This window comes from Blastococcus sp. SYSU D00813 (genome assembly GCF_054050735.1).
The window spans coordinates 1-15,018 of the sequence record NZ_JBJGZX010000059.1 but is presented as its reverse complement, the minus strand read 5'-3'; the positions used below and the strand labels follow the sequence as shown (position 1 = coordinate 15,018).

Here is a 15,018-nt window from a genome sequence, read left to right as displayed (position 1 = left end):
CCGGCCTCGTGTGGCCGGAGAGCCCGCCGTTTTTGGTGGGCGACGGCAGATTCGGGGAGGCTCCTAAGCACTCCGGGGGCGCGGGGGTCGCCGAGCTGCCCGCCGCGCCCGGGCTGCCCGACGGCGAGGACGTCCCCACCAGCGCTCGCGCGCACCGGCAGCTGGCCGGGCGGATCGTCCGCAGCCTGCAGCCCTGGACGAACGCGGGGAGCCTCGAGCTCCGGTACGTCTGGGGAGCCCCGCCGGGGCGGCTGCGAGTCCTCGTCGTTGCCCGAGCCGCCGGGCGGTCGATGGACAGTGCGCGGCAGTGGGCCACGCACATGCTGCAGGCCGTCGCGGACCAGTTCCCGCCCGGATACGAGTTCGGGCCACTCACCGACGCCCTGCCCACCGACATCACCGCGTGGGCCGAGGTGCAGCGGGTCGAGGAGGTCCGTGCCCCCGGCCCCTTCGTCCCCCCGGGCCTCGCCGACTACTACTACCTCGTCCACCCGCTCGCCGGCGACGGCTCCGCGTGGCCGACCCTCCCCGCCGTCCTCAGCCGCGCCTCCTCGCCCGGCTTCCTGAGCATCGCGCTCGTCCCGACCGTGCTCACCGACCTCGAACGACAGGCCGTCGACCACGTCGTCACGCTGACCCGGCACCTGGCCGAGCCCCAGCAGGGCTACGACTTCTTCGGCAACGCCACCTCCACCCCCGCCGATGGTGCCGCCCGTGACGTCCTCGCCGTGTGGCAGCGGTTCACCGGTAGCCAGGGCTTCCTGGCCCGGATCGGCGTCGCCTCGACCGCCGACGACGTCCGGCGCATCGCCTCGCAGGTCGGGGCGGTCCTCACCGAGAGCACCGACGCGGCGGCCGGGGATCTCCCCGCCCGCTTCGCGCTGGTGACCGACGTCGACCACTTCGAGGCCTGGCAGACGACCACCATGGGCCTGGTCTTCCCGCGGGGCCGGCACGAGGTCTGGAGTCTGCCGCCCCAGCAGGCGCCGGTCCCCCTCGAGCGGATGCCCCACTTCTTCTCCGAGGAGGAGGCCGGCGGGCTGCTGGTCCTGCCCGTCCCGGACCGGAGCGGTGTCCCCGGGCTCGTGCGCAGCCGGCGTGCCTCCACCCACCGGGCGACCGTGCCCCACGGAGCGGCCGGGGACGACGGCGTGAACCTCGGCTCCGCCGTGCACCTGGGCAGTCCCGGCGGCACCGTGACACTGCCGCTCCGGGCGATCAACCGGCACGCACTGGTGGTCGGCGCGCCGGGGTCCGGAAAGACCAGCACGGTGCTGCACCTGCTCCTGCAGCTGTGGCGCGACCACCGCATCCCGTTCCTGGTGATCGAGTCCGTGCTGACCGAGTACCGGTCGCTGCTCGACCACCCGGACATGCGCGGCCTCCGGGTGCTGACCCTGGGCAACGAGAGCATCGCCCCGCTGCGCCTCAACCCCCTGGCGCCACCTCCCGGCGTCCGCTGCGAGGTGCACATGGGCGCGGTCATGGCCGCGCTGAAGCTCGCGCTGCCGTTGCCGCCGCCGATCCCCCAGATCCTCGCCCAGGCGCTGACCCGCACCTACACGGCGGCCGGGTGGGACGACGACAGCGTGCTCGAGGACGGCCTGACGCCGCCGACCCTGCGCGACCTGCTGCGCACGTTCACCGAGGTCTTCGACGGCATCGGCTACCAGGGCGAGGCGCGCAACATCGGACTGGCCTTCCAGGTCCGGCTCCAGAGCCTCCTCCAGGGTGGCCGCGGCAAGATGCTCGACACGGTCTCCAGCGTGGACTTCGACGAGCTGCTCAGCGGCCCCGTCGTCGTGGAGCTCAACGACATCGCCGACGCCGACGAGCGCGCGGTGCTCTCGGCCTTCGTCCTGGAGCGGGTGCGGGCGTCGGCGAAGGCCCGGGGCAGCTCGGGCGGGCGGCTCCGGCACGTCACCGTGCTCGAGGAGGCACACCGGCTGCTCGGGCGGGCCGGCCAGCACAGCGGCGACGCGGCCAGCGGTGACCAGGCCCGCGCCGACTCCGTGCGCGCGTTCTGCGAGGCCATCGCGGAACTGCGCTCGCTCGGCGAGGGCTTCGTGCTCAGCACCCAGAGCCCCTCGGCCCTCGCCGAGGTCGCCGTGGCGAACACCGGCACCCGGATCCTGCACCGCATGGAGAGCTCGGCCGACCGGAACACCATGCTCGACGACCTCGACGCCGACGAGACGCTGCGCAGGGCCGCAGCGAGCCTGGCGGTCGGCGAGGCCGTGGTCCGGTGGCCGGCGCTCGACGAGCCGGAGCTGGTCCAGGTGCGTCCCGACCCCTCGCTCGACAGCGGCCGCCGGGTCGACGACCGCGCGGTCCGCGAGGCGATGTCCGCCCATCGCGCCGAGGTGGCACGGCTGCTCCCCTACCAGCTGTGCAGCAGCGCCGTGTGCACGAGCGGGTGCCAGGCCACGACCCGGAGGACCGCCGGTCAGACCGCGGACCTGCTGGGCGCGGACGTCGGCGCCCGGTGGCGGCGCACGGCCGAGGCCGGCCTCAGTGCCCTCCCGGAGCTCGCCGCCTCCCTGGCGCGGCACAGCGCCGGTGACGTGGCCCTCGCCTACTGCACTGCGGTGCACCTGTCGTCCCGGGGCCACGGCTTCCCACACGTCCCGGGCGCGGACCACCGGCCGTTGCTGGCCCGCGCGATCCGGGACGCCGTCCGTCCCGTCGACTGACGTGCCGCGGTCACACGGCGGTCCACCCGTCCCCCGGCCGGCGGGCCCGTCCGCCGTCTCCGCCCGTGGCGTCGTCCTCGGTCCGGAAGACCTCCACCTCGGCGAGGACCGCCGGGAGCCCCAGTTCGCGGGCGGCCTGCACCCGGTGCCGTCCGAAGGTCACGTCCAGCAGTCCCGTGCCCTCCGCCTCGCACAGGCGCACGCCGCGGTCACCGACCATCCTCGGGTCCACCGAGTCGACGGTCGGGTGGGCCCCGCGCTCGGCGTACAAGGCCGCGAGACCCTCGGCGTAGGGGCGGGTCGGCTCGCCGGACTTGAAGGGCTCACCGGCGACCTCGTCCGTCGGGCCGACCATCTCGAGGGGGACCCAGGCCATCCGGCGCTCGCTGAACCGGCCCGGGCCTCCGCCCGTGCGACGCAGCTCGTCCACGTCGAGGTCCTTGATCCGGTCCGCGGGCCATGAGTCCGCCTCGTAGTCGCCGGCCTCGCGGGAGACGGCGCCGACGGCGAGGGCACCCAGCTCCGGGATCGGGCGGCGCGGGGTGGTCTCGACCCAACCGCTGCCGGCGCCGTCGGACTTTGCGGCACGGAGGGCGACGTCGCCGACGGCACGCGCCGTCTCCGGGGCTGCGCGGGCCCCCGGGTGGTCCTGGTGTCCCGACCGGTCCTCGGTCCCGTCGAGGCGGTAGGAGTTGTCCACGCCCCGGTCCGGCACCCCCTCGGCGGGCAGCGGGTAGCTCTCGCGCCACTCGACCATGCCTGGTTCCTCCCTGCTGATGGGGACCGCCGGGTCGCGGTCTCAGGACGGGGCGGGCAGCAGTCCGTCCTCGATGGCACGGACGTACAGGTCGCGGCGGGTCGGAGCGGGACGGCCGACCTGGCGGTACTTCGCCCGGATCCGCCGCAGGTGCGTCTTGACCGTCTCGTCGCGCATCGCGAGGCGCCGGGCCACGACGGGCAGCAGCGCGTTGCTCGAGGCGTAGGCGAGGAGCACGTCGCGCTGCCGGGCGGTGAGAGCGGGCCTGCGCGCCCGGTCGGCGTCCCGTGGTCCGTCCCCCGCCAGCGCGCGCCCGGCCAGGAGCAGGACGGTCGGCTGGTCCGGACAGCAGACCGGCCCATCGACCTCGATGGCGACGACGCCGATGCCCGCCAGGACCTCGGCGAGGCGCCGGCGCTGCCGGGGGTCGGGCCCGACGATCCTGACCTCGACGGGGCTCGTGTCCACTCGCGGCAGCGCGGCAACGCTCAACGCCCGGCACCTCCTCGATCGACCTCGGGGACACCGGGCAGCTCCGGCGGCGCGGAGGCCGGCGGAGCTGGAAACCGGTGGAGCCGATCGGCCCGTGGCCCCGCGACCGGAGCCCAGGTACGGCTCGGCGGCGGACGGTGGTGAGCGGCGGGGTAACTGAACGGGGTCGATCCGGGTAGGGGCAAGCACCTGGCCGCGTTCGGCGACCGCAGATTGGCGCAGGCGGCGCAGATTGGCGCAACCGGACGTCGACCTGTGGCTTCTCACGTGCACTAGGTTGCCGGCAGTCAGGCCGGACACGGGGGAGCAGGATGGCGGAGACGGCTGACGACGGGGCCTTCCCCACCCCTGCGGTGGTCGACCCCTTCGTCGCGCAGATCGACTGGCTGGTCGCCATGGCGGGCGGGAAGGACCAGCTCGTCCAGCGGTGCGGCGGTCTGGTGAGCGTCCGCACCCTGGACAACTGGGCGGCGGGGAACTACCCGCGGACCAAGGTCACCGGAGCGGTCCGCGACCTGGACGCCTGGGCGCGCAAGTCGGTTCCCGGGTATCCCGGGGCGGCCGGGGTCCAGAGCCTCGTCGAGTCGTGCGGCCCCCGTGCACTGGCGCCGTTCGCGCCCCCTCCGCCTGCCGACGAGCCGGCCGAGGTCCCCGCCCCGGAGGAAGCGCCACGGAGGGGGCGCCGCTGGCCGCGCTGGACCCTCGGGGCGGCCGTGCTCGCCGTCGTCGCCCTCGTCTCGGTCCTCGCCACGATCGCCGTCCTCCGGGACGACCCCGCGGCCGGCGACCTCGACGACCCGGCGTCCACGCAGGCGCTGGTCGACGTACCGCTGCCGAGCACCGGTGACGGCACGCTCTACGTCGAACTGTCGGGCAGCATCGGCGCCAACACCTTCGGCGACCCCCGCACCCTGCAGGACCGAGGCGCTGCGATCCCGCCGGACACCGAGATCGAGGTCCGCTGCCGCTACTACGCACCGAGCGTGCCCAGCGTGACGCCGGACGGGTTCTGGTACCTCATCGAGTCCGAGCCGTGGAACGGCCTGTGGACCCCCGCCAACTCGTTCATGAACGGCGACGTCCCCGGCGGCCCGTACATCCACAACACCGACTTCGCGGTCCCCGTCTGCCGCTGACGTCGGCCGGCCGGCGGGTCCGGGCCGGGGGTCGGCGCGGCGGGCGCGGCGCCCCCGGCCGCCTGCGGCACAGTGGTCACCGTGCTCAGCCGCGGAGGGACGACCCACGGCCTGGCCGCCACGCTCGCCGTCCTCCTGCTGCTGGTGCTCACCGGCTGCGGCGGGGCCGAACCGCGGTCGACCGCGAACCCGACCCCCTCGGCCTCCAGCGGGTCGAGCGCCCCCACCACACCCCCGCCCGACCCGGAGGCCGCGGCCGCGGCGGCGCGGGAGGCGCAGGTCGACGCCGCGCTCGCCGGCCTCGACCGCCGCCGCCAGATCGCCCAGCTCTTCGTGGTCGGCGTCCCCGCCACCGACCCCTCCGCGGCCGCCGTCGAGCTCCTCCGCGACACCGGCGTCGGCGGGGTGTTCCTGCGCGGCCGCAGCACCGTCGCCGCCGCCGACCTGGCCGCCGCGACCGGCTCGTGGACCGGCCTGACCCCCGGCATCCGTCCCTGGGTCGCCGTGGACCAGGAGGGCGGCAACGTGCAGACCCTCTCCGGCCCCGGCTTCGGCCCACTCCCCCGCGCCGTCGACCAAGGCGCGCTCCCGCCCGACCAGCTCGCCGCCCTCGCCGCCGGCCTGGGCGCCTCGCTCGCCTCGGCCGGCATCAACCTCGACCTGGCGCCCGTGGTGGACGTCGTCCCGGCCGGCACCGAGCGGAGCAACCAGCCGATCGGCTACTACGGCCGGCAGTACGGGGCGACCGCGGCCGCCGTCGTCCCGGCCGCCGGCGCGGTCGTCGACGGGCTGGCCGCCTCCGGCGTCACCGCGACGATCAAGCACTTCCCCGGGCTCGGCCGGGTCGAGGGCAACACCGACGACAGCGCCGGCGTCACCGACACCGTCACCACCCGCGACGACGAGCAGGTGGCCGCCTTCGGCACGCTCGCCGCCTCCCCCGCCGACCCGTTCGTCATGACGAGCTCGGCCACCTACGCGCTCATCGACCCGACCGCGCCGGCCGCCTTCTCCCCCGTCGTCGTCACCGACCTGCTGCGCGGCCAGCTCGGCTTCGACGGTGTCGTCATCTCCGACGACCTCGGCGCCGCCCAGGCGGTGCAGGACCTCCCACCCGGTGACCGCGCCGTCCGCTTCCTCACCGCCGGCGGCACGCTCGTGCTAACGGTCACGCCCACGGTGCTGCCGGCGATGATCGACGCCGTCGTGGCCCGAGCGGAGGCCGACCCGGCGTTCGCCGAGCAGGTCGACGCCGCCGTGCGCACCGCGCTGCTCGCCAAGGCCGGGCGCGGGCTGCTCGGCTGAGGAGCCGGCCGCTCAGGAGGAGTACGGGTCGTTCGCGGCGTCGATCCAGACGACTAGGAACAGCAGGAACAGGACGACGCCGAGGATGCCGAGCACGAGGCCCGCGATCGCCAGCCCGCTCGTGCCGCCCACCCGCTTGAGCTGGTTCAGGCCGATCGAGCTGAACGTGACGCCGAGCGCGGCGCAGACGACGCCGAGGCCGGGCACCCAGCAGAGCAGGAGACCGAGCAGGCCGGTGACGAACCCGGCGACACCCATCCCGGTGCCCGGCGCGGAGCCCGGGGCCGCGTAGCCGGGGTGGCCGGGCGGCGCGCCGTACGGCTGCGCGCCGTACGGCTGCGCGCCGTACGGCTGCGGGGCGTAAGGCTGCGGGGCGTAAGGCTGCGGGGCGTACGGCTGCTGGCCCGGCTGGGCACCGTAGGGCTGGACCCCGTACGGCTGGGCGCCGTAGGGCTGGGCCGCGCAATGCTGGTCGCCGTAGGGCTGGGCCGCGTACTGCTGGTCGCCGGGGTACGGCGCCGGCCGGCCCGGCTCGCTGCTGCGCTCGTCGTCCACCGGTCCCCGCTCCGCCGTGCCGCTCGTGACCGGGCGATGGTGCCACCCGCGGCCGCCGCACCCGTGGAGCGCACGGTCAGCCCGTCGCCGGCCAGTCGCCCTCGTCGTCGTACCGGTCGGGGAGGTCGTCCCGCTCCCGCCGGTCCTGGCGCTCCGCGGCCCGCAGCGACGCCCCCAGGGTGAACGCCAGCGGGATCGCGACCGCGAGCCACACCGCCAGCACCACCACGACGAACGTCCAGCCGCTCATCCGGGCTCCTCCGGAGCGGGCGCGCCCCCTGCTGGAGGCGACGGTGTCCACGGTAGGCGCGGCGACCCCGGCGGCGCAGCCGGACACGAGCGTCGCACCGTGATCGTTCCGGTCCCGGGAGGGGCTTTCGCGCGCGAAGTGCTCTCAGGCGACCAGCTCGACGGCGTGCTTGGCGCCGCACTCGCGGCACAGCTCGTACAGCCGCGCGTCGGCGTCGAAGCCGGGGCGCAGCCGGGCCAGGCCCCGCCGCACGAACCGCGACTCCGTCAGCACCAGGCCCCGGTGCCCGCACAGCGGGCACGTCGTCCCCGTGTGCCCGATCGACTTCCGCTCTCGCACCACACCGTCATCTTCCCATCACGGAGCGTGGATGGCGGGACAGGTCCGTCACATGCGGCGTGTCCGCCGGCGCCACCAGCGCAGCGCCGCGACCACGACGGCGACCAGCAGCACCAGCCCGGTCGCCCAGCCGATCCCCTCGCCCACCGACGCCGACGCCCCGAACCAGCCGGCGACGGTGAACCCGACGGCGTAGCCCAGGACGACGACGAGCAGCGCCGGCACCGCGAACACGAGGACACCCACCGCGGCTCCTCCCGTCGACGACCGGTTCGCAGGTCTTCGCGGGCCGGCGACCGGTCGGATGCGCCGTCAGCCCAGCAGCGCCGCCCGCAGCACCGGCGCGAGCCGCTCCGAGTAGGCGGCGGTGAGGTGGACGCCGTCGGCGTACACCGGGGTGCTGCCGACGAAGGAGGGGCAGCGGCCCGCCGCGTCGCAGAACCAGCCCTCGGTGTCCACGTAGGCGAACTCCGCCGTCACCGGCTCGTACCCGTCGATCGTCGCGCGCTCGACCGCGGCGAGCTCCTCGTGCCCCTCGCGACCGGAGCTGACGCAGTCCTGCGGGGTGTTGAACCGGGTCGCGCACTCGGCGAGGTCCGCGCCCTCCGGCGGCGAGCCCAGCACGACGACCCGGGTCGCCGTCGTGTCGAGCCCGGCCAGCGTGGTCGTCAGGCCCTCGCGCCACTCGGCGCGGGCCGCCTCGCCCTCGACCTCCGAGGCGAGCCGGTCCACGGAGTTGGCCGCCGAGGCGACGACCACCAGGTCCGGCTGCATCTGCCGCACCTGGCCCAGGGCCCACGCCTGGTGCTCGCTGCAGTACTCGGCGAAGTCCTCGATCCCGGTGGCCGCCCGGGTCCGGACGGCGACCTGCGGGCACTGCCCCAGCGTCAGGCTCTGCACCCGCCAGCCGTTCCCGAGCGCGGCCCGGATGCCGGGCAGCCAGCTGATCGCCACCGAGTCGCCGAGCAGCACCGCCGTCCGCTCGGCCTGCGCGTCGCCGTAGCGGCAGCGGTCGACGGTGTAGAGCACGTTGAGGCAGTCGTCGCGGATCCACTCCGGCGCCTGCGCGGCGGTGCCCAGCGCGTCGAGGCCGGGGCTGAGCTCGGGCCACTCCGTCGCGGTCAGCGCCGCGGAGATCTCCGCCGACAGCGCCTCCTGCGGGTCCACACCGGGCTCGGTGTCCGCGGCCGCGGCCGCGGACGGCGGCGGGGTCTGCGCGCCGGCGTCCTGGCTCCACGGCCAGCCGATGCCGGTCGCCTGGGCGGCGACGAGGACGGCGGCCAGCCCGGCCGCGACCCCGGCCATGAGCCGCGCCCCCGCCCGCCAGGACCGGGGCTCCCGCGGCCGGCCGGGCAGCAGCCACGACGACCTCCGGACCGGCTGCTCGACCAGGTGGTAGCTCGCGACCGAGCCGACCGCGGTGACGCCCAGGACCAGCGCGTAGTAGGTCGCGTCGACCGGCATCAGCGCCGCGAGGACGACGATCGCCGGGAAGTGCCACAGGTACAGCGAGTACGACAGCGCCCCGAGGTGGCGCGAGACCGGGTTGGTCAGCACCCCCAGCCGGGAGTCGCCGCCCGTGCCCGCGGCGATCACCGCGACGGTGCCGAGCACCGGCAGCAGTGCGCCCGGCGCGGGGAACGGCGTCCCCGCGTCGATGACGACGACGCTGACGGCGATCGCGGCCAGCCCCGCCCAGCCCAGCAGCGGGCGCAGCCGCGCCGGGATGCGGGAGGCCGCGGGCACGGCGACGGCGAGCAGCGCCCCCAGACCCAGCTCCCACACCCGGGAGAACGTGGAGAAGTAGGCCCAGGTGGGGTCGGCCGCGGTCTCGTGCAGCGCCCACGCGTACCCGCCGGCCACCAGCACGGCCGTGATCGCGGTGATGCCCTTGAGGCCCTTGACCCGGTGCCGGCGGCGCCAGCCCGCGAGGGCGAGGGCCACCGCCATCACCGCCGGCCAGGCGACGTAGAACTGCTCCTCCACCGACAGCGACCAGTAGTGCTGCAGCGGCGAGACCGGGCCCGCGGCCTGCTGGTAGTCGGTGCCGTCGAGCGCGAAGTGCCAGTTGCCGGCGAACAGCAGCGACCACAGCGCGTCCTCGACCGTGGCCCGGGCGCGGGTCCCGAAGAAGACGACGTGCGCCGCGCCGACCGTGACGGCCAGCACCAGCAGCGACGCGGGCAGGATCCGCCGGATCCGCCGCCGGTAGAAGTCGGTGAACGAGATCCGGCCGCGCTCGCGGTGCTCGCGCAGCAGCAGCCCGGTGATCAGGAAGCCGGAGATGACGAAGAAGACGTCGACGCCGACGAAGCCGCCGTGCGGCACGCCGAAGAGGTGGTCGGCGATGACCAGGAGCACGGCGAGCGCCCGCAGGCCCTCGATGTCCCCGCGCTGGTGCCGGCCCCCGTCGCGGGGCAGCCCGGCCAGGCGCGGGTCCTCCGGCGGAGCGGCCGCGGGCCGGCTCAGCTCGGTGTCGATCGCCATCGGCGGAGGAACCCCCATGTACCTGTCGTCGCCGGTTGCGGCCGTGACCTTGAACGATACGCACGGTGAGACCCCTGGGACCTCGCCCAGAGGGGTGGGAACGGCCGCCCGGCGTCCGGGCTACCCAGCGGCCCCCGATTACTCTCATGGGCGCCACGGCCGACCCTGCGCCGTCGACGGAAGGTGCTCCATGCCCACTGCCCTGATCACCGGTGTCACCGGCCAGGACGGCCTCTACCTCAGCGAGCTCCTGCTGGGGAAGGGCTACGAGGTGTACGGCCTCGTCCGCGGGCAGAACAACCCCAAGGTCGAGGTCGCCGCGGCGATCTCCGGCCTGAAGCTGCTGTACGGCGACCTCACAGACCTGTCGAGCCTGATGCGCGCGGTGCACACCGCCCGGCCCGACGAGATCTACAACCTGGGCGCCATCTCCTACGTCGCCTACTCGTGGGAGAACGCGCGGCTGACCTCCGACGTCACCGGCATGGGCGTGCTCAACATGCTCGAGGCCACGCGGCTGTACTGCGGCGACTCCCCCGGCCGGGTCCGCTTCTACCAGGCGTCGAGCTCGGAGATGTTCGGCAAGGTGCAGGAGGTCCCGCAGCGGGAGTCGACGCTGCTGTGGCCGCGCTCGCCCTACGGCGTCTCCAAGGTCTACGGCCACTACATGACGATCAACTACCGCGAGTCCTACGGGATGCACGCGTCGTCGGGGATCCTGTTCAACCACGAGTCGCCGCGCCGCGGGCCGGAGTTCGTGACCCGCAAGGTCAGCCGCGCGGTCGCGCGGATCGCGCTCGAGGTGCAGAAGACCGTGGAGCTGGGCAACCTCGACGCCCGCCGCGACTGGGGCTTCGCCGGCGACTACGTCGAGGCGATGTGGCTGATGCTGCAGCAGGAGCAGGCCGACGACTACGTGATCAGCACCGGCGAGACCCACTCCATCCGCGAGCTGCTCGACGTGGCGTTCGCGCACGTGGGCATCGACGACTGGGAGCCCTACGTCGTCCTCAACCCCGAGCTGCTCCGGCCCGCGGAGGTCGACCTGCTGATCGGCGACTCCTCGAAGGCCCGTGCCACCCTGGGCTGGGAGCCGAAGGTCGGGTTCGAGGAGATGGTCCGGATGATGGTCGACGCCGACCTGGCGGAGCAGCGCGCGCTGGCTGCGTGACGTGCAGACCGCGCTGATCACCGGGGTCACCGGTCAGGACGGCGGCTACCTGGCCGAGCAACTCGTGGCGGCCGGGCACGAGGTGCACGGCGTCGTGCGCGGGGAGCCGGCCCGCGTGCGGGAGCTGCCGCACCTGGCCGCCCTCGGCGACCGGCTGGTCCTGCACCGGGCGGACATCCGCAACCTCCCCGCGCTGATCCGCGTGATCGACGACGTGGCGCCGGACCGCCTGTTCAACCTCGGCGGCCTGTCGAGCGTCGCGGCGTCGTGGACCGAGCCGCTGATCACCTTCGACACGAACGCCCGGCCGGTGGTCGGCGTGCTCGAGTACCTGCGGGGCCGGCACCGCCGCGGGGAGCGGGAGATCCGGTTCATCCAGGCCTCGAGCGGGGAGAGCTTCGCCGGGTCGGTCACCGGCCACCCCATCGACGAGACCTCGCCGGTCAGCCCGGTCAACCCCTACGGCGCGGCCAAGGCGGTCGGCCACCAGCTCATGGGCATGTACCGGACGCAGGGTGTGCACTGCAGCTCGCTGATCCTGTTCAACCACGAGTCCCCGCGGCGGCCGCACCGCTTCGTCGTCCGCCGGGTCACCGCGGGCGTGGCCGCGATCGCGACCGGCCGCGCGGACAAGCTGACGCTGGGCAACCTCGACGTCTGCCGGGACTGGGGCTGGGCGCCCGACTTCACCCGGGCGATGGCGCTGGCCGCCGACGCCGAGGAGCCCGACGACTACGTGGTCGCCACCGGCGAGGCGCGCCAGCTCACCGACCTCGTCGCCATCGCGTTCGCGCGGGTGGGCATCGACGACTGGGAGGCCCGGGTGAGCTCCGACCAGTCGCTGCTGCGGCCGGCCGACACCGCCGCGCTGGTCGGCGACTCCACCCGCCTGCGCACCCGGCTGGGCTGGGCGCCCACGGTGGGCTTCGAGGAGATGGTGCACGCCATGGTCGACACCGATCTGGCGGAACTCGGGGCCTGACCCCCGCGAGGCGGCGGACCGGCGTGACGCGCGGCCCGCCGGGCCCTCCGCGCCGGTGGTCCAGCACGGGTGCCATTCGCGGAACAGAGCCCTTCGACCATTCTCTTCGGTCGCGCTGTGAATGGCGCAGTGTGATGACGCGCTGCGCGAGTGCCATTCCGGCGCCATTCCCAAAAACGACTGCGGGGAGTCGGTCCTACGGTCCCCTGCATTCCGTCCACGACCGGACAGGAGCCGGAGGAGACCATGACGACCCGCATCCGCAGATCCCTCGCCACCGCCGCGTTCGTCGCCGCCGCGCTCGCCGTCCCGGCGGGAGTGGCTCAGGCGGCCCCGTCGGGATGCGCCCCCGGGTTCTCCGACCCCGGGCCGGTGACCTTCGACGAGTCACTGCGGGAGCCCCGGATCGTCGCGGGCCTGGGGGCCGGGGCCTTCACGGAGGACGATCTGGAACTGGCGTTCGCCAGCCTCGACAGGAACGGCGACGGCACCATCTGCCTCAAGGCGGTGAGCAACCTCCGCGGGAACAGCGGAAAGCACTGGGCCTTCTTCTACCTGGCCCAGGACAACCGCTGACCGCGTCCCGGAACGGCGGTCCCGCGCCGTGCGGGACCGCCTTTCCGCGGGGTCAGCGGGTGATGGTGGAGGAGTGCTGGTGCTCGCGGGCGGCGATCCGCTCGCGCTGGGGGACGACGGTGTACTTCGGGTCCCGGGCACTGGCCATGCCGGCCTCGTAGACGCCGAACCGGGTCAGCGCCGAGCCCGCCGCCAGCAGCGCGCCGCCGAGCACGGCACCGACCCGCCGGCGGCCGGCCGCCAGCGTCACCACGGCACCGGCGGCCGTGGAGGCCTTCGCCGCGCGCAGCAGCCGGCCGGCCTTGCCCTCGTGGTAGGGCTCGCTGACGATGCCGTGGTCGGACTCGACCTTGTGCATGACCGCGAGTTCGATCGCCGCGCCGGCGACCGCGAGCCGGCGCGCCGGCGTCGCCTCGGCCACCGGCGACAGCGCCATCGTGATGCCACCGCCGGCCGCCATGCCCGACGCCCCGAAGACGTAGGGCAGCTGCGTGCCGGCCGCGTGCCAGGAGGGGACGGCGGTGTTGGCCAGCAGGACGCCGGTGTAGGTGGCCAGCGGCCCGGCGAACACCGCCGACCCGACCGCCCCGAGCCGGCGCAGCACCGGCCACCGGCCGAGCACGTGCAGCCCCGCCGTCGCCACGGCCAGCCCGCTGAACGGCGAGAGGATGTAGGTGCCCACCGACAGCGGCGACGTCGGCTTGAACACCCGCAGCATGTGCAGGAACCGCGCCGGCCGGCCGAGGTCGACGATCAGCAGGACGACCGACGCCAGCGCCCCGCCCCCGGCGAACAGGTGCGCCGAGCGGGTCATCACCGGCCGGCGGGTGAACTCGCCCAGCGCCCCGAGCACCGCCGCCGAGCCCGCCGCGCCGCCGAAGAAGAGGTAGAGCGGCACCTCGGGGCTCTTCCACACCGGCGGCTTGATGATGGGGCGGCCGTAGTAGGAGGTGAACTCGACGTCGTCCACCATCGACTGCTCGCCACGGCCGCCGCGCCGTCCCCCCGTGCGACGGCGCTTCCTCCCCCGCGTCTCCGCCGGCGGGCCGTCGGCCCGCCGCCAGCCCCCACCCGGTGTCGCGATCCCCTGCGTCACCGGACCACCTCCGTGAGCACTTCGCGCGCGAAAGTCCTCGTCACCGGGGCCGCCTCGAGCTCAGCACGGCGGTGACCGCCGCGCCGACGATCATCAGCGCCGCCTTGCCCGCCGCCTTCCACATGGCCGGCAGGTCGCGGGTGGTGACGACCGGGTCCGGCGGCAGCCCGTAGACCTCCGGCTCGTCGAGCAGCAGGAAGAAGGCCCCGTTGCCGCCGACGCCGTCGTCCTCGTCCCGGCCGTACAGCCGCGCGGTCTCCACGCCCTGGCTCTTCAGCGTGGCCAGCCGGGCGTCGGCGCGGGCCTGCAGCTCGTCGAGGTCGCCGAACTGGATCGACTGGGTGGGGCAGGCGGTGGCGCAGGCCGGCATCAGCCCGTCGGTCAGCCGGTCGTAGCACATCGTGCACTTGAAGACCCGGCCGTCGTCCTCGCGGCGGTTGATCACGCCGTAGGGGCACGAGGGCACGCAGTAGCCGCAGCCGTTGCAGATGTCGCCCTGCACCACGACCGTGCCGAACTCGGTGCGGAACAGCGCCCCGGTCGGGCACACGTCGAGGCAGCCGGCGTGCGTGCAGTGCTTGCAGACGTCGGAGCTCATCAGCCAGCGCACCTGCTTGTCGGTGCCGCTCTGCCCGGTCTGCGGGTCGAACTCGCTGAGCGCCTCGGCGTTCAGCACGCTCTGCTGGGCGTTCGCGAGGCTGACGTCGTCCCCGGCCACGGCGGGCGAGGGGCCGCTGTCCTGCCGGTCGTCGCCGGGCCGGCCGAAGGTGGGCATCGGCAGGTCGACGGTGCGCACCTGCTCGATGAACGCCACGTGCCGCCAGCTGTTGGCGCCCAGCTGCCCGGTGTTGTCGTAGGACATCCCCGACAGGCCGATGACGTCGCGGGTGCCGTGCGCGTCGTCCATCGGGAGCGTGTTCCACTCCTTGCAGGCGACCTCGCAGGCCTTGCAGCCGATGCACACCGAGGTGTCGGTGAAGAACCCGACCCGCTTGGGGTGGCCCTCCTCGTAGCCGGCCTCGGCCGAGACGTCGGGCAGCGGCCCGAACAGGCGGTGCTGCGGGTCCTTGCCGGTGAAGGCCGGGCTCGCCGAGCTGATCGAGGTCATGCCCGCTCGCCTCCGGGGGTCGGGGATGTGGTCCCGCGGTGCTCGTGCTCTGCCCGCCCGGGCGGGCAGAG

Annotated in this window: 15 protein-coding genes; 6 read left to right on the top strand and 9 right to left on the bottom strand. The window is 74.7% G+C overall.

What is annotated here, in order from left to right; translation table 11 throughout:
* On the top strand, window positions 1–2,693 hold a 2,693-nt coding region (locus tag ACI8AX_RS22885), incomplete at its 5' end, for an ATP-binding protein (protein ID WP_456552175.1).
* A 10-nt stretch (window positions 2,694–2,703) separates the two neighbouring features.
* On the opposite strand, the gene ACI8AX_RS22880 is transcribed toward ACI8AX_RS22885, so the two are convergent.
* Together ACI8AX_RS22880 and ACI8AX_RS22875 are read right to left on the bottom strand one after the other, a co-directional pair.
* On the bottom strand, window positions 2,704–3,450 hold the full coding sequence (locus ACI8AX_RS22880; RefSeq protein WP_456552174.1) for a hypothetical protein: 747 nt from the start codon (window positions 3,448–3,450) through the stop codon (window positions 2,704–2,706).
* Window positions 3,451–3,492: 42 nt separating this feature from the next.
* Window positions 3,493–3,918: a hypothetical protein gene (locus ACI8AX_RS22875; protein ID WP_456552173.1), complete on the bottom strand. Its 426-nt coding sequence runs from the start codon at window positions 3,916–3,918 to the stop codon at window positions 3,493–3,495.
* A 335-nt stretch (window positions 3,919–4,253) separates the two neighbouring features.
* Between ACI8AX_RS22875 and ACI8AX_RS22870 the strand changes: the two genes are divergently transcribed.
* Both ACI8AX_RS22870 and ACI8AX_RS22865 read left to right on the top strand, forming a co-directional pair.
* Window positions 4,254–5,078, top strand: a complete 825-nt coding sequence (locus ACI8AX_RS22870; protein WP_456552172.1) for a hypothetical protein — start codon at window positions 4,254–4,256, stop codon at window positions 5,076–5,078.
* Window positions 5,079–5,159: 81 nt separating this feature from the next.
* A complete protein-coding gene (locus ACI8AX_RS22865; RefSeq protein ID WP_456552171.1) occupies window positions 5,160–6,383 on the top strand; it encodes a glycoside hydrolase family 3 N-terminal domain-containing protein in 1,224 nt (407 codons plus the stop codon).
* Window positions 6,384–6,395: 12 nt separating this feature from the next.
* On the opposite strand, the gene ACI8AX_RS22860 is transcribed toward ACI8AX_RS22865, so the two are convergent.
* From ACI8AX_RS22860 to ACI8AX_RS22840, 5 genes are all read right to left on the bottom strand, one after another.
* Window positions 6,396–6,938 carry a hypothetical protein gene (locus ACI8AX_RS22860; RefSeq protein ID WP_456552170.1) on the bottom strand — a complete coding sequence of 181 codons (543 nt, stop codon included), beginning with the start codon at window positions 6,936–6,938 and terminating at the stop codon, window positions 6,396–6,398.
* A 76-nt stretch (window positions 6,939–7,014) separates the two neighbouring features.
* Window positions 7,015–7,188, bottom strand: coding sequence for a hypothetical protein (locus ACI8AX_RS22855; protein ID WP_456552169.1), 174 nt, complete (start codon window positions 7,186–7,188; stop codon window positions 7,015–7,017).
* A gap of 144 nt (window positions 7,189–7,332) precedes the next feature.
* Window positions 7,333–7,530: a hypothetical protein gene (locus ACI8AX_RS22850; RefSeq protein WP_456552168.1), complete on the bottom strand. Its 198-nt coding sequence runs from the start codon at window positions 7,528–7,530 to the stop codon at window positions 7,333–7,335.
* A gap of 45 nt (window positions 7,531–7,575) precedes the next feature.
* Window positions 7,576–7,773: a hypothetical protein gene (locus ACI8AX_RS22845; protein WP_456552167.1), complete on the bottom strand. Its 198-nt coding sequence runs from the start codon at window positions 7,771–7,773 to the stop codon at window positions 7,576–7,578.
* Window positions 7,774–7,839: 66 nt separating this feature from the next.
* Window positions 7,840–10,014 carry an acyltransferase family protein gene (locus tag ACI8AX_RS22840; protein WP_456552166.1) on the bottom strand — a complete coding sequence of 725 codons (2,175 nt, stop codon included), beginning with the start codon at window positions 10,012–10,014 and terminating at the stop codon, window positions 7,840–7,842.
* 190 nt (window positions 10,015–10,204) lie between these two features.
* Here ACI8AX_RS22840 and ACI8AX_RS22835 point away from each other — a divergent pair, with 190 nt between their 5' ends.
* From ACI8AX_RS22835 to ACI8AX_RS22825, 3 genes are all read left to right on the top strand, one after another.
* A complete protein-coding gene (locus tag ACI8AX_RS22835) occupies window positions 10,205–11,185 on the top strand; it encodes a GDP-mannose 4,6-dehydratase (RefSeq protein ID WP_456552165.1) in 981 nt (326 codons plus the stop codon).
* Window position 11,186: 1 nt separating this feature from the next.
* The gene (locus ACI8AX_RS22830; protein ID WP_456552164.1) at window positions 11,187–12,167 is read left to right on the top strand and encodes a GDP-mannose 4,6-dehydratase; all 981 of its coding nucleotides are present in this window, start codon (window positions 11,187–11,189) and stop codon (window positions 12,165–12,167) included.
* A gap of 246 nt (window positions 12,168–12,413) precedes the next feature.
* Complete coding sequence (locus tag ACI8AX_RS22825; RefSeq protein ID WP_456552163.1) at window positions 12,414–12,743, top strand: hypothetical protein; 330 nt, start codon at window positions 12,414–12,416, stop codon at window positions 12,741–12,743.
* 52 nt (window positions 12,744–12,795) lie between these two features.
* On the opposite strand, the gene nrfD is transcribed toward ACI8AX_RS22825, so the two are convergent.
* Both nrfD and ACI8AX_RS22815 read right to left on the bottom strand, forming a co-directional pair.
* Window positions 12,796–13,716 (bottom strand): NrfD/PsrC family molybdoenzyme membrane anchor subunit, encoded by a 921-nt coding sequence (gene nrfD / locus ACI8AX_RS22820; protein WP_456552176.1) that lies wholly within the window; start codon window positions 13,714–13,716, stop codon window positions 12,796–12,798.
* Window positions 13,717–13,879: 163 nt separating this feature from the next.
* Window positions 13,880–14,947 carry a 4Fe-4S dicluster domain-containing protein gene (locus ACI8AX_RS22815; protein ID WP_456552162.1) on the bottom strand — a complete coding sequence of 356 codons (1,068 nt, stop codon included), beginning with the start codon at window positions 14,945–14,947 and terminating at the stop codon, window positions 13,880–13,882.
* Window positions 14,948–15,018: the final 71 nt, after the last annotated feature.